Here is a 21,272-nt window from a genome sequence, read left to right as displayed (position 1 = left end):
CCCCGTCCGGAACCGGGCGGTGCGCGGGGTTACCGTCTGCGCCATGGACGGTGATCGCCGAGGGTGGCGGCAGTGCGTGCTCATGGGGGCGGTGTTCGCCGTGTGCATGGCCGGCACCACGCTGCCGACCCCCCTGTACGGCCTCTACCAGGAGAAATTCGGGTTCACCGAGCTGACGGTGACCGTGGTGTACGCCGTGTACGCCTTCGGGGTCATCGCCGCGCTGCTGCTGGCGGGCAACGCCTCGGACACCGTGGGCCGGCGGCCGGTGCTACTGGCGGGCCTGGGCTTCGCGGCGGCGAGCGCGGTCTGCTTCCTCTGCGCCACCGGGCTCGGGTGGCTGTACACGGGCCGGCTGCTCTCGGGACTGTCCGCCGGCCTGTTCACCGGCGCGGCGACGGCGTACGTGATGGAGCTGGCCCCGGAACACGGCCGCTCCCGGGCCACGTTCGTGGCGACGGCCGCCAACATGGGCGGGCTGGGGTGCGGCCCGCTGCTCGCGGGGGTGCTCTCCCAGTACGCCCCGTGGCCGCTCCACCTGTCGTTCGTCGTGCACCTCGCACTGGTGGCCTGCTCCACGGGCGTCCTGCTGCTGCTCCCGGAGACGGTGCGGGACCGGCGGCCGTGGAGCGCCGTGCGCCCGCAGCGGCCCGGTCTGCCCCCGCAGGTGCGGGCGGTGTTCGCGCCCGCCGCGATCGCCTCGTTCGCCGGGTTCGCACTGTTCGGGGTGTTCACCTCGGTCAGCCCCGCGTTCCTCTCGGAGTCCCTGGACGTCCACAACCGCGCCGTGACCGGGCTGGTCGTCGCACTCGCCTTCTTCTCCTCCACCGCCGGGCAACTCGCCGTCGGCCCGGTGGGGGTGGGGCGGTCGCTGCCCCTGGGGTGCGTCGGGCTCTTCACCGGGCTGGCGCTGCTGGCGGGCGCGCTGTGGTGGGACCTGCTCGCGCTGGTGGTGCTGAGCGCGGTGGTGGGCGGGGTCGGGCAGGGCCTGGCGTTCCGCGGGGCGCTCGCCGCGGTGGCGGCGGCCTCGCCGGCGGACCGGCGCGCCGCCGTGATCTCCACCCTGTTCGTGGTGGCGTACGCGGGCATCTCGGTACCGGTGATCGGGGTGGGGCTGCTGGTCGGGCCGATCGGGCTGGAGGGCGCGGGGCTGGTGTTCATCGCCTGTATGGCGGCCCTGGTGACCACCGCATTCGGCTACCTGCTGCGGCATCCGGTCAGGGCCGGCGCGTAATGCCACGCGCCCCCATCGGCGCGTTTGCCCGACCTTCGCGCCCGGGTTGCCGATGACACGTGTAAGCGGTTCACAATGGGGTACTCGCAGAGCAGGCAGGCACGAGTCTCGGGAGGTGGCCATGGACGGCCCCGAGCTCTCCCGGCAGGAGCGGATGATCCTCGAAGACATGGAGGCCCGGCTTCGAACGGATCCGGTCCTCGACCGCAGACTGCGCACGCTGCGCCGCGGCATCAGGCCATGGACGGGGTCCCTGAGCGACGGGCTCGTGCTGTGCGCGTGCCTGCTCTCGATGGCCTCCGTGGCGGCGTTCCTCAGGGCCGCGACCTCGACCTCGCCGGCCGGGATCGTGACCTTCGCCGTCCTGTGGGTGCCCACCGCGGCCTGTCTGCTCGGACTGCTGTGCCGATGGAGCCGCACCACACTGGCGAAACGGACCGGCCGCAGGAAGGGCTAGACCCCGGATCTCAGGCCAGCGGGTCCGCGGCCAGGGCGATGACCTCGGCGGGGCCCGCTCGGAACGCCGGGCTCGTGGCGTCGGCTTCGATCATGTGGGGGGTGACGTCGTGCGCGTCCAGTGCCGCCTGCGACGCCCAGCGCTCCATGAGCACGAAGCGCTCGGGCTCGCCGCTGACCTGGTGCATGTCGTACTGCAGGCACCCTTCCTCGGCCCGTACGAGCGGGGCGAGGCGCTCGAACGCCGCGATCTGTTCCCGGCCCCGGCCCGGAAGGGTCGTGATGAGGATGACGAGTTTCACCGGCTGCGACATGAGCCGCATCCTAGCCGGCGCCCCTCCGTACATGATCAAGGGGGCCGGGTCCGTCCGCTGACGGGCCCGGCCCCCGAGGCCGCCCGGGATCAGACCCGGTCGGCCGCGATCAGGACGTACTGGAAGGAGCCGTCCTTGTAGGAGTTGATGAAGGCTTCCTCGATGCCGGTGACCAGCGAGGACGTGGCCCGCAGCTCCCAGTAGGGCAGGGTCTCGGGGGTCAGGTCGATGACGGCCTGCGGTACGAGGCGATTGTCGGCCATGGCCCGCAGGTACTCGCGGCGGGAGTGGATGTTGCACTCGAAGTGCGCGTTGATCTGGGAGACCCACTTCGAGGGCTGGCCGTACTTGGGGTTCCAGCAGCCGGTGATGGTCACGTAGCGGCCGCCGACCGCGAGGACCCGGGAGTGCTCGGCGAAGAGGTCGTGGAGGTCGACGTACATGCTCGACTCGTTGTTCCACGAGGCCGCGGCCTGACCGGTCTCGAACGGCGTGTCGAGCATGTTGCAGACGCGGGCGCGGACGGAGTCCTCGATGCCGAGTTCACGGGCGCGGTCGTTGGCGAAGTCGGCCTGCTTCGCCGACAGGGTGACGCCCTCGACCTTGCATCCGAAACGCTGGTGGGCCATGACCATCGAACCGCCGCGGCCGCAGCCGGCGTCCACGAGGGTGTCGTCGCGGCCGATGGGGCCGAGGTGGTTCAGGAGCACTTCGGCCTGGGCCGACTCCAGCCGGTGCAGCTCGGCGATCAGCTTCTTCTCGTATGCGCTGTCCGAGGTGTCGCCCAGGGCGGCGTGGTCGACGTCACCGATGCCGTAGTGGTGGTGGTAAAGGCCGTCGACGTCACCCAGGCGCAGGTTGACGGGGCGGGCCTCGTTGTTCCAGTAGCGGGCGATGTCCCCCTGGTAGGCCGTGGCCGGGGCGGGAATGAAGGCGGAGAGATCGGTGCTGGTCATGAAAATGTCCCAATCCTTACCAGAAGTCGGGGAGGCTGTATCGGTAGGTGTTCGTCTGGTGCCAGTAGTGGTTGCCGTCGACCCACACGGCCACTCCCCGCAGGAAGCGCAGCACGCTGGGGGCCGGGCAGGCGGCGGCCAGGGCGGCCGCTTCGGATTCGAAGTCGCGCATGAGGTCGTTGTGGACCTCGACCGCCTTCAGGTAGGCCTCCCGGTCGGAGAGGTCCTCACGCTCGGCGATCACCACCGGCAGGTTCAAGTGCTTGCCGGGAGTGGCGAGTTCCTTGGTGTAGGAGTACAGGTCGTTCACGATCGTCGTGGCGTTCCCGGCGAGCGCCAGGACCCGCTGCATGGCGGGCTGGGCGTGCAGGTCCGCCGGCAGTTCGTAGCCGCCGACGGTGTCCGTGATGGTGGGGCAGGGGCGGAAGTTGTTGAACTGGCGCATCGCCAGGTACTCCCACACCTCGGGCACGTGGTCCGTCTGGGCCCAGGCGGCCTCGGCGAGGTACCCCATGTGCAGCCGGGCCATGTCGTGCCGGTACCGGTCGGCCTGCGACGGGGTGGACTGCCGGACGAAGTACTCCATGGCGGAGCGGTAGGCGCGCCGCGGGGCGTCCGCGTGGAGCGACTCCTCCCACTGCGGGTGGTACTCCTTCGTCGTGTGCAGGTGGTCGAGGGCGGTGTGGGCCAGCAGGAGGCGTCCGCCGAGGCCGATCGGCGAGCCGCCGTGGTCCTCGCAGTAGCAGTCGTCGACCGCGTTCTCGGCGACCATCAGCCGGGTGGCGATCATCAGGTGTTCGATGCTCGGCGCGTCCGGGTGGCAGGCGACCATGTAGCGCCCGACGGAGAAGCCGTCGAACTGGTCCTCCCAGTCCTCGGGGTAGAGCTCGACCTCGTCCAGCGCCCAGGCCTTGATCCTGCGGCTGACCTCCTCCACCCGGAGCGGGTCGGGCTCGGGCACCGGGTGGTGGTAGAGGCCCGGGATGGGCCGGCCGACCGCCGGCTCCGGCAGCTCCGCCGGCTCCGGTGCTTCGAGGACCCGCGGCGCCGGTGGCTCAGCGCGCCGGGCCAGGCTCAGCGCCGCCGTACCGAGGCCACTGGGGCCGCGCAGGATGCGTTCCATGGCCGGGGTCGGCCCCCCGTCGGGAACGGGGACGTCGGCGGGGACCGCCTCCGCGCCCGGCCCGCGGCCGAAGGGCAGGGTCGGCGGCAGCGGCAGCGGCAGGGCCGCGGCGGCAGGTGCGTCCTCCGCCGCGCCCCGGCCGTGGGCCAGGGCCTCGGCCAGGACGTGGGCCCCGAAGCGCGCCGCGGCGGCGGGCAGGCTCGATTGCAGGGGGGAAAGCCCGGGATCGGGCATCCGTGGCTCCTCGGTGAAGTGAAAGGGCTGTCCCGGATCCCGGGCGTACTCGGCGGCGGGCCCGGGAGGTCCCGGGCCGCCGTGGAGGTGTCGACGGCCGTCGGGACCGTCGGGACGTTTCGGAGTCAGTCGCGCCTACGGGCGATCTGTACGTTCTCCAGCACGCCGAGCGCGTCGGGCACCAGGATCGCGGCGGAGTAGTAGGTGGTGACCAGGTACGAGATGATCGCCTGCTCGTTGATGCCCATGAAGCGCACCGACAGACCGGGCTCGTACTCCTCCGGCAGACCGGTCTGGCGCAGACCGATGACGCCCTGGTTGTCCTCGCCGGTACGCATGGCGATGATCGAGCTGGTGTTCTCCGCGCTGATCGGGATCTTGTTGCAGGGCAGGATCGGGACCCCGCGCCAGGCCGGTACCGACTGGCCGCCGACGTCGACGTGGTCCGGGTAGAGACCGCGGGCGTTGAGCTCGCGCCCGATCGCCGCGATCGTCTTGGGGTGGGCCAGGAAGAGCTTGGTGCCGCGGCGGCGGCAGAGCAGCTCGTCGAGGTCGTCCGGGGTGGGCGGGCCCGAATGGGTCTGGATCCGCTGCTTGAAGTCGGCGTTGTGGAGCAGGCCGAACTCCCGGTTGTTGACGAGCTCGTGCTCCTGTCGCTCGCGCAGGGCCTCGATGGTCAGCCGGAGCTGCTCCTCGGTCTGGTTCATCGGCCCGTTGTAGAGGTCGGCGACCCTGGTGTGGACCCGCAGGACGGTCTGCGCGATGGAGAGTTCGTACTCGCGCGGCTTCAGCTCGTAGTCGACGAAGGCGCCGGGCAGTTCGGCCTCGCCGGTGTGGCCGGCCGACATGGCGATCTCGGCCTCGCCGTGCTTGTTCTGCCGCTGCTGGGGTAGCGAGCTGAACTGGTGGATGTGGCTGCGGAGGCTCGGCGCCGCGGCCAGCACGGAGGCGAAGTCGGCGCGGGAGAGCGTGAGCAGGGTGCCGGGGGTCTCGGCGGTGGCCGTGTAGTCCCAGCCGGCGTCGCCGTCCAGCAGGGCGTTCTCACCGAACCGGTCACCGTCGGCGAGGACGGAGACGGAAACCTCGTCGCCGTACTTGCCGACCGTGGTCTGGCTGATCCGACCGTGGGCGATCAGGTGGATGTGCTCGGCGGGGGCGCCTCGCTGTACCAGCACCTCACCGGCCCGGAACTCGCGCTGGACGCACCGGCCGGCGAGCTCGGTGAGTACGTCCACGTCGTCGAAGCCGCGCAGCAGGGCGAGTTCGCCGAGCTCCCGGGGGATCACGCGGACGTTGGCGCCGTCCTGGACGAAGTCGATGCGCCCGTCGCCGACGGTGTAGCTGAGCCGGCGGTTCACCCGGTAGGCGCCGCCCTTGGTTTCCACCCACGGGAGCATCTTCAGCAGCCAGCGGGAGGTGATCTCCTGCATCTGCGGGGCGGACTTGGTCGTGGTGGCAAGGTTGCGGGCGGCAGCCGTGCTCAGGCTGGACTGCGGGGGTTGGTCCAGCTGCGCTTCCGGGCTGGCGTCAACGGTCATCGGACGAGCTCTCCTTCTCAAGGGCGGCGATCGGCGCATGGCACATCGCCGGTGAAAAGAGGATAAATGGGGGTGAATATCTGGGAATCCGTCCAGATCCGTGGGAACACTAGCGGCCCGTACGGCCGGATGACCTTGGAGAGCCGTCCCCATTACTTCGATGCAGTGATCTTGTCCGGCGCGGGGTTTGGTGTGCGTTTCGATAGCTTTCGGACACGTGCGAGGGTCCGCCCGAGCCCGGCGCGGCGTGGTGGCCCGGTCGGCCGGGCACCGACCTCGGGGTTCGCGTGACCGCGCCTCGGGGCGCTCGGCGAGGCGGGAGCCGAATCCCGCCAAGTGGGATTCCGTGAAGGGGTGGTGGAGGTTTGTGGATCAGCCGTTGTCGACGACGAGGTCGGCGCGGTGCCGGCCCCGGGCGATGAGCAGGGCGTTCGGCTCGTCCGAGCGCGCCACCCAGGCGCGCGCGTGCTCGGGGTCCTTGCCGTGGCGTACGTGCCGGTCGATCAGGCGCCGGAGCCGCAGGTCCTCCTCCGGAGCGAGGTACCAGGCCTCGTCGAGCAGCGGCCGGACCTCGGCCCACTCCCCCGCGTCGTGCAGCAGGTAGTTCCCCTCGGTGATCACGAGTGCTACGTCCGGATCGACGGGGATGCTGCCCGCGATCGGCTCCTCGATCGAGCGGTCGAAGGCGGGTGCGTAGACCGTGGCCCCGTCCGATCCGCGCAGCCGGCGTAGCAGGGCCACGTATCCGGCGGCGTCGAAGGTGTCCGGGGCGCCCTTGCGGTCCGCCCGCCCGAGCCGGGCCAGTTCGGCCCGGGCGAGGTGGAACCCGTCCATCGGTACCACCACGGCCGTCTCCGGCCCGAGCGCCTCGGCGAGCCGGGCCGCCAGCGTCGACTTCCCCGCACCGGGCGGCCCCGCGATACCGAGGATCCGTCGGGCGCCCCGGCTGCCCCGGGCCGCCAGCAGGGCCGCCCTCGCCACCGGTTCGCTCGTCGTCCGCACCCGTACATCCTGCCCCACCCGGACCGAGGGCACTGTCAGAGGGGCGTGCGACGATCCAGAGCATGATCGCTTCGCTCGCCGCCCTGTTGCCCACCGCCGGTCCGCACACCTCGACGACGTACGCGGATTGGGTCGCCGCGCACGATCCGGGCGCGGAGCGGGTCGCGCGCGATCTGATCGACGACATGCGCTCCGAACTGGGGCGGCTCTGGACCAAGCCGGGCGGCTTCGTCGACGCGATGGCCGTGCGGGCGCGCCGGCTTCCGCCGGCCCATCTGCCGTGGTTCTGGGACACCGTGGGGCACCGGCTGATCGGTTACGGGAACCGGCCGGGCGGGCGCGCCTACGCGGCGGCCCGGGCTGCGGAGGCGGAGCACGGGCTTCCCGTGGATCCCGGCTACCGGCGGGCCAACGGGCTGCTGTTCGCCAGGGGCGGGGCGATGCCGGCCAAGGAGTTCGGGGCCCATCAGCGGTTCCTCGCCGAGACGTTGGAACCGGTCGCGGCGCACGCGGCGCTGGACGCGTTCCTGACCGCGTGGGCGGGCTCGTCCGCGGATCTGCCGGCGGATCTGGTGCGCCGGGTGCGGGCCTCCGCCAAGGCGGCCGGGCACGGGGACGAGGAAGTCGCCCGGCTGGTGGGCACGATCCTGTCGGTCACCCGGAAGAAGTCGGTGCCGGACGCGCTGTTGACCGCGGCGGTCCCGGTCCTGACGGCCCATCCGCCGGCGGAGGCGGTCGCGGCCGGGCTGGTGGAGGTCTTCCCGGACGGGGTCACCGACGGCGGGGCGTGGCTGCGGATGCTCATCGGCTGCGGCGCGACGAAGGCCATGGAGGCGGGCCGGGTGGTGCCGGAGGGCGGGCTGCACCACTGGGTCGGGGAGTTCGTGCGGATGTACCAGTACGCGGTCCAGCGCGGCGGCGGGGTCGGACGCCAGCCCCTGCCGGAGGAGTTTTTCGACCTCGTCGGCCGGTTGGGGCCGCTGCTGAAGGCGGCGGGCGCCCCGGTGACGGTGCACGTGACCCGCCACTACTACCAGGGCTTCGACGCGGACGTCCTGGACGCCTGTCTGGCGGCCGGGGTCCCGGTCGTCGACCCGGGCCCCGAGGTCGGCATGCGTTTCTGGGGGGAACGCTCCCGGCGGGACCTGGCCGCGCTGGCCGCCGACCCGGTGTTCGGCCCCCGGCTGGAGGGCACCGTGCACGCGGGTCTGCTCCCGCGCTGGTCCTCGGCGCGCGAGCGGCGGGCCGGGTCGGCGGTGACTCTGCTGCCGGGCAACGAGGGCATCGCGAACGAGGTGGCCGGACGGGTCGGCAAGCTCGTCGACACGGTCGCGGGCGGCGGTATGGCCGGGGCCGAGGAGTCCGTGGCCGAGCTGGAGACCCTCCTGGACCGGCCGACGGTGTCGGCACTCGACGGCATTACCGAAGCCCTCGCCGAAGCCTGCGCGGCGGGCGCGCTGCGGCGCTCGCTGGCGGCGGGTCTGCCGGAGGAACTGGCCTGGCCGGCGCTGGAGTCGGTGTACGCGGAGTTCGCCGCCGACGCGGACGCGTACGCCGCCACCGACGCCGACACCGGGCTCGGGAAGGTGGACCGGACTCTGCCAGGCGTGGCCGGGGTGACCTCCACCTGGCCGGTACTGACGGTGTTCGGGCGGGACCGGGCGGTCGCCGTCGCCCCCGACGGGGTCCGCGGCTCCTGCCGGTTCACGGTGCCCGAGGGGGCGACCATGTACGCCGTCCACTACGTCGGCGGCTCCTTCCTGGTGAGTTGGAGCCTCAAGGCGAGCCCTTGGTCCTGCGACACCGCCGTCTGGGCCGACCGTCCGGACGAGCCCTTCACCCCGGACGAGCAGAGGGGTCTGGTGCCGTTCGGCGGCAGCCTGGACGGGGCGTACGGCTTCCAGTTCGAGAGCGCCGACGGCGGCGGGCGGCACGACGGCGGGCGGGTGCTGCGGCCGGGCGGCACCCAGGGCATCGACGGTCGCGAGCTGCAGCTCGGCGACGGCGCGCGGATCTGGACCGGCGAGGTGTACGGCAAGCCGTGGGAGCAGGTGGACCGGGTCACCGGGGAGCGGCGGGGCCCGACGCCGCTGCCGGACTTCCCGGGCCGCCCGGCGAACGCCGATCCGGCCGCGGAACCGTCCGAGGCCGGTATGGACCTGGCCAGGGAGGCCCTGCAACTGGCGCCGCTGCCCGCCGGGCTGGACGGCTCCCCGCTGGGCAGCCGGGACGGCCTGGTCGGGACCCGGGTGCTGTTCCGCACCGGGCACCGCGACCCCGCGCCCAACCACTACCTGGTGGAGAGCATCGACGGGCGCACCGCCCGCTTCGACATCGACCGGCCGGGACAGGAGCCCTGGGGGCTGTGGTCCCCGCCGGAGGGTGCCGTGGAGGACGTGGTCCTCGCCGAGGCGCAGACCCCCACCGGAGTGCGCGCCTACACCGCCGACGGCGTCCTGCTGTGGGAGCTGGACGGGCACCACTCGCCCCGCCACCCGCGGGTGAGGCCGGTCCGACGGGTCACCGCGTCGGGCGGCACGGCCCTGCCGCCGGCCTTCTGGTACCTGCTGCGGACGCGGGACGCGGCCGGATCGCGGGCCCTGCGGACCGTGCGGCGGGAGACCGCGGACGCCTTGCTGACGGCCGCCCTGGACGACGCGGCGGCCCTGGAGGACTCAGCGGCCCTCGACGACGCGGTGGCCTCCGGTGGCACGGCGGCCCTTCGCGCGGCCGTGGCACGGGAGTTGCCGCAGGTCACCGACCCGGTCCTGGTCGAGGCCGTGGTGGCGGTGGCCGCGCGGGCCGCCCGGGTGGAGGAGCGGCGGCGGGCCCTGCACCGGCGGGTCGCGCTGCTCTCCGAGGCCCCGCCCGCGCTGCCGCGCCGCTCGGCGCCGGACACCGAGCTGGTCCCCGCGCTGTTCGGGCTGCTCCCGGACGGGCAGCGCGATCCGTGGCGGCGCCGCGCGGCGGTGCCCCTGCCCGCGACGCTGGCCGCGCTCGCCGCCGACGGCGCGGCTCTGGCGGGGACCGTCCCGGAGGAGGTGCGGCGGGTCTCGCCGCCCGCGCCGCCGCAGGACTGGTCGCAGCTGCTCGGCTCGATCGACTCCGTGGCCTGGCGGGCGGCCGTGGCACCGACCCCGGATGACGAACGGGCGGCGCTGCTGGCGCTCCTGGACACCTGGGCCGACCAGCCGTTCGCCCGTGCGGGCAGCGCCTGGTGGGTGGGCCGAGCCGACGGCTCCGCGGCCCTGGACGCGCTGCGGGCCGGCGGGACCGTCGTGGCGTCCGCCGTCGTACGGGAGGGGGGTTCGCGGGAGTGGTTCGTGGCCCCCGCCGCCGAGGACCGGGACGGCGATCCGGTCCCGGTCGCGGCCCCGCAGGCCCGGCTGGTGCGGGTGGAACGGGACGACGCCACCCGGCTCCGGGCCCTGGTGGCGGCGGTCGAGGAGCACGGGCCGGTTCCGGTGCCGGAGTCCGCGGCCGCGCGCTTCGCCGAACTGACCGGCGTGCGAAGGGCCGTGGCGCGGCTCGTGGTGGCCGGTCTGGTCGGCCGGCCCGGTCGGGACGAGGCCCGCTCCCTGGCGTGCAAGGCCCCGTACAAGGCGACCCCGATGACGGCGGAGTCGTACGAGAAGCTGCGCGCCCGGCTCGGAGCCGCCGGTCGACGCGCCCTGCTCGCCGCGGCCCTGCCGGAGGACCCGGCCGAGCTGTGGCGGCCGGGCGGGGTCACGGCGGCCGTGGAACGCATGGCCGGGGTGTGGCGGGAGCTGCTCGGGGCCCTCCCGGGCGTGCACGACGAGGCGGCCGACGCCCTGGAGACCGCTCTGGGCCTGTCGGACGTGTGGGCGCGACGGCTGGCGGGCGGCTACGACGCGGCCGAGGACTCGACGGTGCCGGCGGTGGGCTGGGAGCCGGCCGCGAGCCGGTACGGCACCGGGGTGGAGGTCAGGGCCGTGCCCCCGGCCGGAACCGAGCTGCGGTACGGCACTCCGGTGGGGCTCCGGCTCGGGCGGATCGCGAGTGCGCTCGTGTGGGCGTGGACGGACCGGCCCGTCGGAGATCCCGCGGTGGCCGGCGCGCCGGCGCTCTACGAGCGGCTCCGGGCGGAGCTGGCGCGTCCGGAACTGCTCCTGGACCTGCCCGGCGGGGTGGTCGCCGACTCCTCCACACCGATCTCCGAGCAGTTCGGTCCCGAGCTGCTGCCCGTGGCGATGGACCTCCGCAAGGAGGACGATCCGACTCCGATGACGGCGTACGACTCCGGCGCGCTGGTGGTGTGCGCGCCCGGAGGTGTCGCCATCCTGCGGCCCTCGGCGGTCTCCGGCCCCGAGGAGTTGCGGCGGTTGCGCGGGATCACCGGCCTCGCGCAGGCCCTGGACCGGGTGGCGCCGCTGCTGCCCGGCGGCGCGCTGGAGCGGATGATGCTCCGGGCCGCATCGGGTGCGGTGCCGGCCGGCGCGTACGAGGCGGATCCGCGGCAGTCCTGCCCGGAGCTGGTCGCCCGGGTGGCGGCAGGGCTCGGCACGGGGACGGACGCGGCGGCGCTGTACCTCCAGCTGGCGACCCTGGCCGCGCCCACCGACCGGAACGTACGCCGGTGGAACGGCTGGACGGCCAAGCGGCACACCGAGGTCCGGGCGGAGCTGTCGGCCACCGGCGCGGTGGTGGAGGCCAAGCGGGCACGGGCCGGCCGGACCCTGTTCCTGCCCGGCGAGTGGACCGAGCTCAAGGCGCCGCACCTGCCGCTGGAGACCGTGAAGCTGGAGAGCCACCTGGTGCGCCCGACGTGGCGGGGCCGGATCGAGGCCCCGTTCGACCGGGTGCTGCCGACGGCGCCGCTGCACGAGATGTTCGAGGAGGCCTGGGCCCGGAGGACCGGCGGCTGCGCGGGGTGACGCCCCCCGGGCACACCCCGGACAATTCACCTGAATCCCGCCGAACCGCATGTACGGTCACAATACGACCAAGAGTATTTCCGGAAGCACGGTACGAGCGGGACGAGAGGAGGCTGCCATGGTGCTGGTGGCAGCGGATGTGCCGGGTGCGCCGTGCTGGCTGAGCCTGATGGCACGCGACCTTCAGGCTGCGGAGCGGTTCTACGGCGCCGTCCTGGGCTGGACCTTCCGCCGAGGTGTGTTCGGGCGGGCGTCCTCGGTGGCCGAGCGGGACGGTGTCGCCGTGGCGGGCATCGGGGCGATGGCCGGGGAACTGGCCGCGCCCGTGGCGTGGACGGTGTACTTCGCGGTCAACGACGCCGATGCAACCGTGGCCGGGATCCGCGAGCGCGGGGGCACGGTCGGGGTGGGGCCCGTGTCCTATCCGCCGCGCGGCAGGGCGGCCCTCGCCACCGACCCCGAGGGCGCGGCCTTCGGCGTCTGGGAGGGCGAGCCGCTGTCCGAGTGGCGCGTGGGTGAGGGCGGGGCACCCGCATGGGTGGAACTGCACACCCGCAACGCCTTCGACGCGGCCGTCTTCTACGGCGAGGTCCTGGAGTGGGTCGCGCACGAGGACGGGGACGAGGACGACGAGGAGAACGAGCACGCCGACTGCTGCGAGGTCTCGTACGAGGAGGACCAGGTGGTCCTGCGGCGCTCGGGCCAGGCAGTCACCCGTTTGAACAGCGGCCCGGTCGAGGCGTCCGCCGACAAGCCGCTGCTGCGGCCCCGCTGGCTGGTCCACTTCAAGGTTCCGGACCTGAAGGAGGCACAGCGGGCGGTCGTCGAGAACGGCGGCACCATCGTCCCGGACGCCGCCGGGTGGGCCGGGGGTGAGCGCGTGACGGTGTGCGATCCGGACGGCGGCCTCTTCACGCTCGACGAGTCGCCCGCCGCCGCGGGCTCCCGCTCCACGGGCTGACGCCGCTCAGCGGCGGCCGCCGCCGACCATCTGCCGGGATTCGACTCCCATGACGAAGCCGCTGCGGGGCCGGGTGGGGATCCGGCTCAGCGGGATGGACAGGTCCTGTTGCGGTACGGCGAGGTCGAGGTGGGCCAGCGCCGGGGCGAGCGTGCCGAGCAGGGCGAGGGTGATGTCCTCGCCGGGGCACCGGTGTCCGGTCCGGGCGTCACCACCGCCCTGCGGGACGAGCTCGCCGCGGCCGGATTCACGGCCTTCGTGCCCCAGGAACCGCGCGGGGTCGAAGTGGTACGGCCGGTCCCACAGCTCGGGGTCGTGGTGCTGGCCGTACACGTCGAGGAGGACGAGGGTCCCGGCCGGGATCCGATCGCCGGCGAAGGAGAGGTCCTGGGCGGCCAGACCGCCGATGAAGGGCACGAAGGGGTAGAAGCGGCGGACCTCCTGCGCGAAGGCGAGCGCGTAGCCGGGTCCGTCCGTGCGCAGGTGGTCGCGCTGCCCCGGGTGGCGGTGGAGCGCGTGTGCGGCGAAGGTGACGTACCAGGCGATGGCGACGGTCGGGCGGATGATGTTGAGGAGCTCCACGGCCGCCGTGCGGGGATCGAGCAAGGTGCCGTCCGGCTCGCGGTGCAGGGCGAGGGTCTCCGCCACCGTCTCCGGGACCGGGTTTCGGCCCTCCATCTCCGCGCGCATGCGGTCGACGGCGGCCATCAGACCCTGTTCCTGGCGCTGCCGGGCGCGGCGGGCGCGGACGTGGCGGGGGCCCGCGGTGGCGAAACCGTCCACCATGGCCACGCAGTCCTCGGCGATCTCGCGGGCCGCGTCCTCCGGGACCGGCAGGCCCGCCCAGTCGCACGTCGCCCCCGCGAGCAGGGCTGCCACCTCGTCGAAGAGCACCACGCTGCGGTCCTCCCAGCCCGCGACGGCCTCGCTCCAGCCGCTCTCGACCCGCGCGGCGAGGCCGCCGACGCCGTTCGGCGCCATGAGCAGCGAGACCAGCATCTGCTTGCGCTCCCGATGCCGTGCTCCGTCCAGGGTGTGCACCGCTCCCCTGCCGAAGAGGGTGTCCACCACTTGCGCGGGCAGGGCGTCCTGCCTCTGGATCCTGCCCTCGTCGTAGAAGAGGTCGACGGCGTCCGTGCCGTGCAGGAGCACTGCGTGCCGCCCCATCAGCCGGGTGTGCACCAGCGGCTCCCCGCCATGGGCCCGGCGCAGGTCGGGGGCCCATGCGTAGCCGTGGGCGAGCAGGGAAAGCGTGCTGTCGATGAGGTGACCGTGACCGGACATACCCGGCACCTACCCGTGCGGCCTGTACGTATTCCCCGCGGGGCTCGGCGGTACGGGGCTCGCTTCGGCGGGGCCGGGTCCCTGCCGCGTCCCTGCGGGGCTCCGGGGTTCAGGGGGCTCGCTTCGGTGGAGCCGGTTCCCTGCGGGGTTCGGGGGTTCAGGGGGGTCGCTTCGGTGGATCCATGGCCGGAGGGTCGGTCCGCGAGGCCGCGCCGGGGTGTCTCCTCGTCCTCGCACAGCGGAAACACGCCCCGCGACCTCCACCGGCGAAGCCGGTCAACGCACCGCCGCCCAGCGACGCCCACGACTGGGTCAGGACGGGCCGCCGCGCGGTGTGGGGCGGACCTCGAAGCCGGCGGGGCCCGGCGGGGCCGGTGGGGCCTCGTGGATCTCGACCGCGCGGACCACCGCCGCCGGAGGGCCCACGCGGGCCCACCGCACCATCGCCGCGACCGCCGCCTCGTCCCCCTCGAACAGCGCCTCGACATCTCCGCCCGGCAGGTTCCGCACCCATCCGGACACCCCGTGGGCCAGCGCCTCGCCGCGGCAGGTGTCCCGGAAGAACACCCCCTGCACGGTCCCCGACACGATCACGCGCTTGCGTACCATGCTCCGACCATACGACCGGATCAAGCCGTTCTCCGGGCGCCTGCGGGTCGCCGGACCGGCGCGGCGGCAGACTGGAGGAGCCACGAGCCGACCGGATGGAGCAGCAGCGTGCCCGTTCCGATCATCATCGACTGCGATCCCGGACACGACGACGCCCTCGCGATCATGCTGGCGGCCGGCGACCCGGCCGTCGACCTGCTGGCCGTCACCACGGTCGCGGGCAATCAGACGCTGGAGAAGACCACCCTCAACGCGCGCCGCGTCTTCACGGTCGCCCGGATCACCGGGGTCCCCATCGCCGCCGGCTGCGACCGCCCGCTCGTCCAGCCCCTCGGTGTCGCCGCCGACGTGCACGGCGCGTCCGGCATGGACGGGCCGAGTTTCCCGGAGCCCACCGTGGACGTCGTCCCGGAGCACGCCGTGGAGCTCATCCACCGGACGTTGAACCGGCATCCCGAGCCCGTCACCCTCGTCCCCACCGCCCCGCTGACCAATATCGCGCTCCTGCTCACCCGCTATCCGCAGGACGCCGCCCTCATCCGAGAGATCGTCCTGATGGGCGGCTCGACGGAGCGCGGCAACCGCACGCCCGCGGCCGAGTTCAACGTCCTCACGGATCCGGAGGCCGCGGACATCGTCCTCCGCAGCGGAGTGCCCGTCACGATGTGCGGTCTGAACGTGACGCACCAGGCGCTGGCCACGCCCGAGGTGGTGGCCCGCTTCGAAGGGCTCGGCACTCCCCTCGGGCACGTCTGCGCCGAGCTGCTGACCTTCTTCGGGTCCACGTACCGCACGCTGTGGAGGTTCCCGCACCCGCCGCTGCACGACCCGGTCGCGGTGGCCCGCGTGATCGATCCCGCCCTCGTGGACTGCGTGGACGCCAATGTCGTCGTGGAGCTGCACGGCCGGTACACGCGTGGTGCCACCGTGGTGGACCTCCACCGTTACGTGGACCGGCCCGTCAACGCCCGCGTCGCCGTGGGACTGGACGTGGACGGCTTCTGGGACCGGATGGTCGGGGCCGTGGCCGCCCTCGGATAATGGGGCGATGACACTCAAGGAAGGCCAGCGGGTGGAGCTGGCGGCGGAGATCGTGCTGACCGGCTCGGTCACGGCGGCCGGGGACGACCCGGTGCGGACGGGTCCCGTCGCCGGCTCCCTGTCCCTCGCCCCGGGCACCGGCGGAACCGTCGAGCGGGTCTACGGCGACCGGCGGGAGCAGCAGAGCCCCGAGGTCCGCGAGTACGTGCGCCTCAAGTCGCTCATGGACGACTTCGGCCACCAGATGCCCCCGGCGAGCAGGCGCCAACTGGAGGAGAACCTGGCCTCGTTGGAGGCCGAGTGGATCGCCCACCAGACGCGGGGACTCGGTGTGACGGTACGGGTCCGGCTCGACAACGGCTTCGTCCTCGACGAGGCACGGCAGGACCTCTTCGCCGATGCGTGACGACGAACCGGTCTTCAAGCGGAGCAAGTGGGGAACGAACCGCTACTACTACAACCCCCGCAACCCCGTGGGGCTCGCGCTCATCGTCCTCTCGGTGCTCTTCGCGGGGACGATGATGATCCTGATGGCCAACCGGGCCGGACCGTTCGCGCCGGAGCCCGAGCGGCCGCTGCCGAGCCCGACGTCGTACCGCTACGCGCCGCCGATGCCTCCGAGTACGGGCCCCGGGGGCGGGTGAGGCGGACGGGGCTGGATGACGGGGGGCGAGTCGGCGAAGATGGCAGCGTCACCCGTCACCCGTCACCTGTCGACCGGCGCGCGAGCCGTCGACCGATCGAGGAGCGTCCTGCCGATGTCCAGCCCCGGATCCGGATCCGGTTCCCGCAGGCGGCCGCCGACGATCGCCGATGTGGCCCAGGCCGCCTCGGTGTCGCGGACGACCGTGTCCCACGCCCTCAACGGGCTGGGCAAGGTCGACCCCCGGACCCGTGAACGCATCAAGCAGGTGGCGGCCGAGCTCGGTTACCGGCCGAACCTGCGCGCGCAGCGCCTGCGCCAGGGGCAGGCGAAGGCCATCGCGCTGGCCTCCTCGATGCCCTTCGCGGTGGCCGGCGGCCCCTCCCGGCTCGGCTTCTACATGGAGGTCGCCGCGGCGGCGGCCGAGCGCGCCCTGCTCCACGGGTACGCGCTCGTCCTGGTGCCTCCCGTCCAGTCCGGATCGGCGCTGCACTCCCTCGACATCGACGGCGCGATCGTCGTCGAGCCCGGTGAGGACGACGCGGCCGTCGCGCAGTTGCGTGAGCGGGGCCTGCCGTACGTGGCGCTGGGCCGCGAGATGCCCTCGGGCACGGACGCCCCGTACGTGGACCTGCGCGGCGGTCTGGTCGCGGAACTGCTCCTGGAGCACCTGCGCGCCCAGGGCGCCCGCCACCCGGCCCTGATCATCGGCGCCGGCACCCGCCACTCGGCCGTCGACGCCCGCGCCGCGTACGAACGGGTCGCCGCCGAGCGGGGCTGGACCCCGGTCGTGGCCACCGCTCGGGAGGAGGGCGGGGAGGAGGCCGGGTACGAGCGCTGCGCGGCCCTGCTGGCCGAGCATCCGCAGACCGACGCCGTCTGCGCGCTCGTGGACGCCTTCGCGGTCGGCGCCGTCCGCGCGATCCGGGACAGCGGCCGGCGGGTCCCCGAGGACGTCATGGTGGTCACCCGGTACGACGGCCCGCGGGCCCGCACCTGCGAGCCCCCGCTCACGGCCGTCGACCTCCAACTGGACCGGGCGGCCTCCGAGGCGGTGGAGCTGCTCCTCGCCCGCCTGCGGGACGAGGCCGGCGCCGGTACGGAGGCCACCGCCGCCGGGGCGGTCCCCGCGGCGGCGGTGTCGGCGCCCGAGCCCCGCGTCATCGCGCGGGCCTCGTCCCTGCGGGTCACGGCGCCAGAATGAGCACCGCCCCGGAGACGAGGGCGAAGACGAGGACGAGGGGTCGCATCTTCGCGGCGTCGACACGGTGGTGCGCCAGCCTGCTCAGCCACGCCCCGACGGCCAGCGCGGGCAGCAGCAGCACGGCCCAGCCCAGCTGTGCCGGGCTGCCCTGACCGGTCGCGAGCAGCAGGGCCAGGGAGACGACCTCGCCGATGAGGAAGCACACGGCGACCGTGGACCGCAGCTCCGCCGGCGGACGGTGCTGGTAGACGAGGGCCAGTGGCGGTCCGCCCACCCCGGTCGCGGTCTCGGTGAGCCCCGTGACGAGCCCCGCACCGAGGTAGGCGGCGCGGCCGGGCACGAAGGCCGGTGCGGCCAGGCTCACCACCGCCGCCAGTACGGTCGCCACGCCGACGACCAGTCCGAGCCGCCGCTCCGGCACCGCCCAGAGCAGTACGAGTCCGCCCGGGGTCGCCGCCAGCCGGGCCGCCGTGATCCAGCCGGCACCCCTCAGGTCCAGGGAGTGCCGCTCGCGCCAGGCCACGTACACGTTCAGCGGGATCATCGACGCGAGGACGAACACCGGGAGCAGGGCGGGTGCGAGCAGGCCGGCGACCGGTGCGACGACCAGGGCGAAGCCGAGGCCGCTGGTGCCCTGGACGAACGCGGCGGCGGCCACCACCAGGGCGAGGACCGCCAGGGTCGAGGCGCTCACCGCGCGGTGCTCCTCTCCCGTGCGTCCGTGGACGTGCGGTGCACGCGTTCGACCCCGGCCCGCCCGACCACCTCCCCGGCCAGTTCGGCGGCCCGCCGTACCAGTGCCGCGCCGTCCCAGCCGACGGGTCGGCCCCGGAACATGCGCAGCCGTCCGGCGACGACCACGGCGGTGATCTGGTCGCGGTTGCCGCGCCGCACCAGCTCCCAGGGCAGGTCCCAGGAAGGGCGCATCTCCGGGCCGCTCGCGTCGACGAGGAGGAAGTCGGCCGCCGCCCCCGCCTCGATCCGGCCGGTGAGCGCTCCGAGGCCGACCGCGTCCGCACCGCCCGGACCCGCGTGTTCGAGCCAGGTCCAGCCGGCGCCGCAGGAGGAGTCCCCGGTGGCCAGGCCGTAGGTGAGGCGCTGGGCGAACTCCGCGGCCTCCACCAGTCGGAAGCCGTCGCCGCGGGTGCCGTCGGTGCCCAGTCCGAAGCGGATCCCGCGTTCGGCCATGGTGGTCGCCGGCGCCACGGCGTTGCCCTTCCAGGCGCTGGCGACGGGGTTGTAGCTCACGGCGGCGCCCGTGTCGGCGAGCAGGGTCAGCTCGGCGGGCGTGACCAGGGTGGCGTGCGCGGCGAGCAACTGCGGTCCCAGGGCGCCGACTTCCCGCAGGTACTCCAGGGGGCGCAGGCCGTGCCGGACGAGGGAGCGCTCCACGCCGGCGAGGTGCTCGTTGACGTGGATCTGGACGACGGCGCCCGCTTCGGCGGCGAGCCGGGCGGTGGCCCGCAGCGTGTGCGCCGTCGCGGCCTCCGGGACGGCGACCGCCAGCGACGGGTGGACCATTGCCTCGCCCTCGTAGCGGGCGAGGTGCTTCTCGGCGCGGGCCAGGACCTCGACCGACGTACGGGAGGGGTTTCCCGGATCGCCGGCGTCCTGCGTGTCGTGGCAGACGAGTCCCAGCACGCAGCGGATTCCGGCGTCGCGGGTGGCCGAGGCCACGACGTCGACGTCCACGGAGGCCCGGGTGCCGGCGTCCGCGACGGTGGTGAACCCGCCGCGCAGCGATTCGAGCGCCGCCAGTTTCGCGGCCACGTAGGCGGATTCCTCGTCCAGGGCGCCCTCCAGCGGGACCCACACCCGACGGAAGATCTCGGAGGGCTCGCCGAAGGCGAGTGCGGCGCCGAAGCTCTGCGTCAGGTGGTGGTGCGCGTCGACGAATCCGGGCATGAGCACGTGTCCGGGCAGTCCGAGGGGGGTGAGGTGCGGGTGCTCGCGTTCCAGTCGGGGCGCCGGTCCGACCGCGAGGAAGGAGCCGTCGGCCACGACGACCGCGTACTGCTCCTTCGGTCCGTCGGGGGTCATCACGACGGCGGGGGCGAGGAGTTGGACCTCGCCGGTGAGGTGGTCGGGGCGCAGGCCCTCCGGGCCCGGGCCGCCGTCCGCGTTCGTTTCGTACTGCGTCAGGTCGGTCATCTCGCTCTTTCCGTACGGGTCACGCGTGGGGTACGGCGCGGGAATCGCCCGCGTCGACGAGGGCGGTGAGGGGCTCGCCGGCTCGTCCCCGGGCGAGCCGGGGCCGTACGTGGTTGAAGAGGACGTTGAGGATGGCGGCGGTGAAGGCGCCGACGGCGACGCCGCTTTCGAGGAGGATCCGCGCACCGGACGGCAGGCCCGCGTAGACGCCGGGGACGAGGATGGGCAGCAGGCCCAGTGCGAGGGCGACGGCACAGATGAACCCGTTGGAGTGCCGTTCCAGGTCGGCCTTCCCGAGCATCTGGACGCCGAGCACCGTGATCACCGCGAACACCACCATCGCGGTGCCGCCGACGACGGCGGAGGGGATGACGCTGATGGCGCGGATGACCGGGGCGAGGAAGCCGATGGCAATGAGCACGACGCCCGCGGCCGCGGTGACGAACCGGCTGCGCACGCCCGTGACGCGGACGATTCCGATGTTCTCGCCGCTGGTCACCATCAGCGGGAGTCCGAGGAATCCGCCGAAGAGGGAGACGAGCGCGTCGCCCCGGATGGTCCGGGGGACGACCGTCCGCGTGTCGATCTCCTTGCCGACCGTCTCGGCGTTGATGACGGTCTGACCGGTGGCCTCCGCCATGGAGGCCAGTCCGTACAGCATCAGCGGCAGCGCGGCGACGAGGTTGAACTCGGGCGAGCCGAAGGGCATCGGCTGCGGTGCGCTCAGGATCCCGCCGTCGGCGACGCCGCCGAAGTCGAACCGGCCGAGTGCGAAGGCCAGTGCGGCGCCGGCGATCAGGCCGAGCATCACGGCGAGTTGCCGGACGATGCCGCTGAACAGCCAGTAGAGGGCGACGGTGAAGCCGATGGTGGCCATGCCGAGCGCGAGGTTGATGGTGTTCGCGAAGCCGGGGGTGCCGGGGCGGCCGGTGACGAGCAGCGCGCCGACCTTCACCAGGTTGACCCCGACGATCACGATCATCGTGCCGATGACGAGGGTGGGGAAGAACTTCAACAGACGTGAGAAGACGGGCAGTACGACGAAGTAGAAGGCGGCGCTGATGATCACCGCTCCGGTGGCGGTGCGCACCCCGCGCTGTTCGGCGATGGCGAGGAAGAGGATCAGCGGTGCTCCGCCGGGCAGCATGACGAACGGCAGCCGGGGCCCGAATTTCCAGGGTCCCAGGGACTGGATCAGGGAGCCGACCCCGGAGAGCACGAAGGCCGCCGAGAGCAGGTTCACGGTGAGGCCGGGGTCGAGATGGAGGGTGGCGCTCATCAGGAAGATCGCCGAGACGGGGGTCGCCGCCATGACGAGGACGTGCTGGATGCCGAACAGGATGATCCTGCTCAGCGGTCGGGACTGGTCCACGGGGTGCGGGAGAGTGCTGGGACTGGACACGTTCGAGCTCCGTTCGGCTCGCTCCGGTTTCGGCCACGATCCGGCTCCCGGCAGGGGCCAAATCGATTTGGCCAAATCGATTTGGCCGCCAGTATGTGAGGGCCCCGGAGGCCCGTCAAGGGTTGCGGACGCACTGCTTCCACCGAGTTCCCGACAGGCTCCCGACCGACCGGCCGCCGACAACACCATGACAACGGGCGCCGTTTGGGCTCATAACGGACGACC

Annotated in this window: 18 protein-coding genes; 8 read left to right on the top strand and 10 right to left on the bottom strand. The window is 73.4% G+C overall.

Annotated features, from left to right (window positions below):
- The first annotated feature begins 43 nt into the window (after positions 1–43).
- Positions 44–1,234 (top strand): MFS transporter, encoded by a 1,191-nt coding sequence (locus ACFYYJ_RS05005; RefSeq protein WP_385123545.1) that lies wholly within the window; start codon positions 44–46, stop codon positions 1,232–1,234.
- 121 nt (positions 1,235–1,355) lie between these two features.
- On the top strand, positions 1,356–1,691 hold the full coding sequence (locus ACFYYJ_RS05000; RefSeq protein ID WP_384749377.1) for a DUF3040 domain-containing protein: 336 nt from the start codon (positions 1,356–1,358) through the stop codon (positions 1,689–1,691).
- Between the two features lie 10 nt (positions 1,692–1,701).
- Here the strand turns inward: ACFYYJ_RS05000 and ACFYYJ_RS04995 are convergent, their stop codons facing one another.
- The 5 genes from ACFYYJ_RS04995 to ACFYYJ_RS04975 form a co-directional block, all read right to left on the bottom strand.
- Positions 1,702–2,004 carry a putative quinol monooxygenase gene (locus ACFYYJ_RS04995; RefSeq protein WP_389128560.1) on the bottom strand — a complete coding sequence of 101 codons (303 nt, stop codon included), beginning with the start codon at positions 2,002–2,004 and terminating at the stop codon, positions 1,702–1,704.
- 89 nt (positions 2,005–2,093) lie between these two features.
- Positions 2,094–2,960 (bottom strand): geranyl diphosphate 2-C-methyltransferase, encoded by an 867-nt coding sequence (locus ACFYYJ_RS04990; RefSeq protein WP_389128557.1) that lies wholly within the window; start codon positions 2,958–2,960, stop codon positions 2,094–2,096.
- A 16-nt stretch (positions 2,961–2,976) separates the two neighbouring features.
- Positions 2,977–4,317: a family 2 encapsulin nanocompartment cargo protein terpene cyclase gene (locus ACFYYJ_RS04985; protein ID WP_389128554.1), complete on the bottom strand. Its 1,341-nt coding sequence runs from the start codon at positions 4,315–4,317 to the stop codon at positions 2,977–2,979.
- A gap of 125 nt (positions 4,318–4,442) precedes the next feature.
- Complete coding sequence (locus tag ACFYYJ_RS04980) at positions 4,443–5,855, bottom strand: family 2B encapsulin nanocompartment shell protein (protein WP_385126997.1); 1,413 nt, start codon at positions 5,853–5,855, stop codon at positions 4,443–4,445.
- Between the two features lie 372 nt (positions 5,856–6,227).
- A complete protein-coding gene (locus ACFYYJ_RS04975) occupies positions 6,228–6,857 on the bottom strand; it encodes a nucleoside/nucleotide kinase family protein (RefSeq protein ID WP_385126998.1) in 630 nt (209 codons plus the stop codon).
- A 62-nt stretch (positions 6,858–6,919) separates the two neighbouring features.
- On the opposite strand from ACFYYJ_RS04975, the gene ACFYYJ_RS04970 reads away from it, so the two are divergent.
- Both ACFYYJ_RS04970 and ACFYYJ_RS04965 read left to right on the top strand, forming a co-directional pair.
- Complete coding sequence (locus ACFYYJ_RS04970) at positions 6,920–11,752, top strand: hypothetical protein (protein WP_389128549.1); 4,833 nt, start codon at positions 6,920–6,922, stop codon at positions 11,750–11,752.
- A 118-nt stretch (positions 11,753–11,870) separates the two neighbouring features.
- Positions 11,871–12,713, top strand: coding sequence for a VOC family protein (locus ACFYYJ_RS04965; protein ID WP_389128547.1), 843 nt, complete (start codon positions 11,871–11,873; stop codon positions 12,711–12,713).
- Between the two features lie 6 nt (positions 12,714–12,719).
- Here ACFYYJ_RS04965 and ACFYYJ_RS04960 read toward each other — a convergent pair whose 3' ends face one another.
- Positions 12,720–13,997 carry a cytochrome P450 gene (locus tag ACFYYJ_RS04960; protein ID WP_389128544.1) on the bottom strand — a complete coding sequence of 426 codons (1,278 nt, stop codon included), beginning with the start codon at positions 13,995–13,997 and terminating at the stop codon, positions 12,720–12,722.
- A gap of 312 nt (positions 13,998–14,309) precedes the next feature.
- Positions 14,310–14,606 (bottom strand): acylphosphatase, encoded by a 297-nt coding sequence (locus ACFYYJ_RS04955; RefSeq protein WP_385127006.1) that lies wholly within the window; start codon positions 14,604–14,606, stop codon positions 14,310–14,312.
- Between the two features lie 108 nt (positions 14,607–14,714).
- Here ACFYYJ_RS04955 and ACFYYJ_RS04950 point away from each other — a divergent pair, with 108 nt between their 5' ends.
- The 4 genes from ACFYYJ_RS04950 to ACFYYJ_RS04935 all read left to right on the top strand — a co-directional run bounded on the left by ACFYYJ_RS04950 (position 14,715) and on the right by ACFYYJ_RS04935 (position 17,494).
- Positions 14,715–15,647 (top strand): nucleoside hydrolase, encoded by a 933-nt coding sequence (locus ACFYYJ_RS04950; RefSeq protein ID WP_389128540.1) that lies wholly within the window; start codon positions 14,715–14,717, stop codon positions 15,645–15,647.
- A gap of 7 nt (positions 15,648–15,654) precedes the next feature.
- Complete coding sequence (locus ACFYYJ_RS04945; RefSeq protein ID WP_385364014.1) at positions 15,655–16,053, top strand: hypothetical protein; 399 nt, start codon at positions 15,655–15,657, stop codon at positions 16,051–16,053.
- Positions 16,046–16,291: a hypothetical protein gene (locus tag ACFYYJ_RS04940; protein WP_389128536.1), complete on the top strand. Its 246-nt coding sequence runs from the start codon at positions 16,046–16,048 to the stop codon at positions 16,289–16,291. The genes ACFYYJ_RS04945 and ACFYYJ_RS04940 overlap by 8 nt, the downstream gene beginning before the upstream one ends.
- A 114-nt stretch (positions 16,292–16,405) precedes the next feature.
- Positions 16,406–17,494, top strand: coding sequence for a LacI family DNA-binding transcriptional regulator (locus ACFYYJ_RS04935; protein ID WP_385127014.1), 1,089 nt, complete (start codon positions 16,406–16,408; stop codon positions 17,492–17,494).
- Here the strand turns inward: ACFYYJ_RS04935 and ACFYYJ_RS04930 are convergent.
- Genes ACFYYJ_RS04930 through ACFYYJ_RS04920 form a run of 3 tightly spaced genes read right to left on the bottom strand, consistent with a single transcriptional unit; the run spans position 17,478 to position 21,047 of the window.
- Positions 17,478–18,188, bottom strand: a complete 711-nt coding sequence (locus ACFYYJ_RS04930; protein ID WP_385127016.1) for a sulfite exporter TauE/SafE family protein — start codon at positions 18,186–18,188, stop codon at positions 17,478–17,480. The genes ACFYYJ_RS04935 and ACFYYJ_RS04930 overlap by 17 nt on opposite strands.
- The gene (locus ACFYYJ_RS04925) at positions 18,185–19,645 is read right to left on the bottom strand and encodes an amidohydrolase family protein (RefSeq protein ID WP_389128531.1); all 1,461 of its coding nucleotides are present in this window, start codon (positions 19,643–19,645) and stop codon (positions 18,185–18,187) included. Before ACFYYJ_RS04925 ends, ACFYYJ_RS04930 begins: the two co-directional genes overlap by 4 nt.
- Before the next feature lie 19 nt (positions 19,646–19,664).
- Positions 19,665–21,047: a uracil-xanthine permease family protein gene (locus ACFYYJ_RS04920; RefSeq protein WP_389128528.1), complete on the bottom strand. Its 1,383-nt coding sequence runs from the start codon at positions 21,045–21,047 to the stop codon at positions 19,665–19,667.
- Between the last annotated feature and the right edge of the window lie 225 nt (positions 21,048–21,272).

The organism is Streptomyces sp. NPDC002467 (genome assembly GCF_042889825.1).
GTDB lineage: Bacteria > Actinomycetota > Actinomycetes > Streptomycetales > Streptomycetaceae > Streptomyces.
This window is presented reverse-complemented; position numbering and strand designations above follow the sequence as displayed.

Excerpts from the sequence above, each read along its gene's own strand:
- ACFYYJ_RS05005 (WP_385123545.1), top strand. The coding sequence starts at position 44 with ATGGACGGTGATCGCCGAGGGTGGCGGCAGTGCGTGCTCATGGGGGCG.
- ACFYYJ_RS05000 (WP_384749377.1), top strand. The coding sequence starts at position 1,356 with ATGGACGGCCCCGAGCTCTCCCGGCAGGAGCGGATGATCCTCGAAGAC.
- ACFYYJ_RS04995 (WP_389128560.1), bottom strand. The coding sequence starts at position 2,004 with ATGTCGCAGCCGGTGAAACTCGTCATCCTCATCACGACCCTTCCGGGC.
- ACFYYJ_RS04990 (WP_389128557.1), bottom strand. The coding sequence starts at position 2,960 with ATGACCAGCACCGATCTCTCCGCCTTCATTCCCGCCCCGGCCACGGCC.
- ACFYYJ_RS04985 (WP_389128554.1), bottom strand. The coding sequence starts at position 4,317 with ATGCCCGATCCCGGGCTTTCCCCCCTGCAATCGAGCCTGCCCGCCGCC.
- ACFYYJ_RS04980 (WP_385126997.1), bottom strand. The coding sequence starts at position 5,855 with ATGACCGTTGACGCCAGCCCGGAAGCGCAGCTGGACCAACCCCCGCAG.
- ACFYYJ_RS04970 (WP_389128549.1), top strand. The coding sequence starts at position 6,920 with ATGATCGCTTCGCTCGCCGCCCTGTTGCCCACCGCCGGTCCGCACACC.
- ACFYYJ_RS04965 (WP_389128547.1), top strand. The coding sequence starts at position 11,871 with ATGGTGCTGGTGGCAGCGGATGTGCCGGGTGCGCCGTGCTGGCTGAGC.
- ACFYYJ_RS04960 (WP_389128544.1), bottom strand. The coding sequence starts at position 13,997 with ATGTCCGGTCACGGTCACCTCATCGACAGCACGCTTTCCCTGCTCGCC.
- ACFYYJ_RS04955 (WP_385127006.1), bottom strand. The coding sequence starts at position 14,606 with ATGGTACGCAAGCGCGTGATCGTGTCGGGGACCGTGCAGGGGGTGTTC.
- ACFYYJ_RS04945 (WP_385364014.1), top strand. The coding sequence starts at position 15,655 with ATGACACTCAAGGAAGGCCAGCGGGTGGAGCTGGCGGCGGAGATCGTG.
- ACFYYJ_RS04940 (WP_389128536.1), top strand. The coding sequence starts at position 16,046 with ATGCGTGACGACGAACCGGTCTTCAAGCGGAGCAAGTGGGGAACGAAC.
- ACFYYJ_RS04935 (WP_385127014.1), top strand. The coding sequence starts at position 16,406 with ATGTCCAGCCCCGGATCCGGATCCGGTTCCCGCAGGCGGCCGCCGACG.
- ACFYYJ_RS04925 (WP_389128531.1), bottom strand. The coding sequence starts at position 19,645 with ATGACCGACCTGACGCAGTACGAAACGAACGCGGACGGCGGCCCGGGC.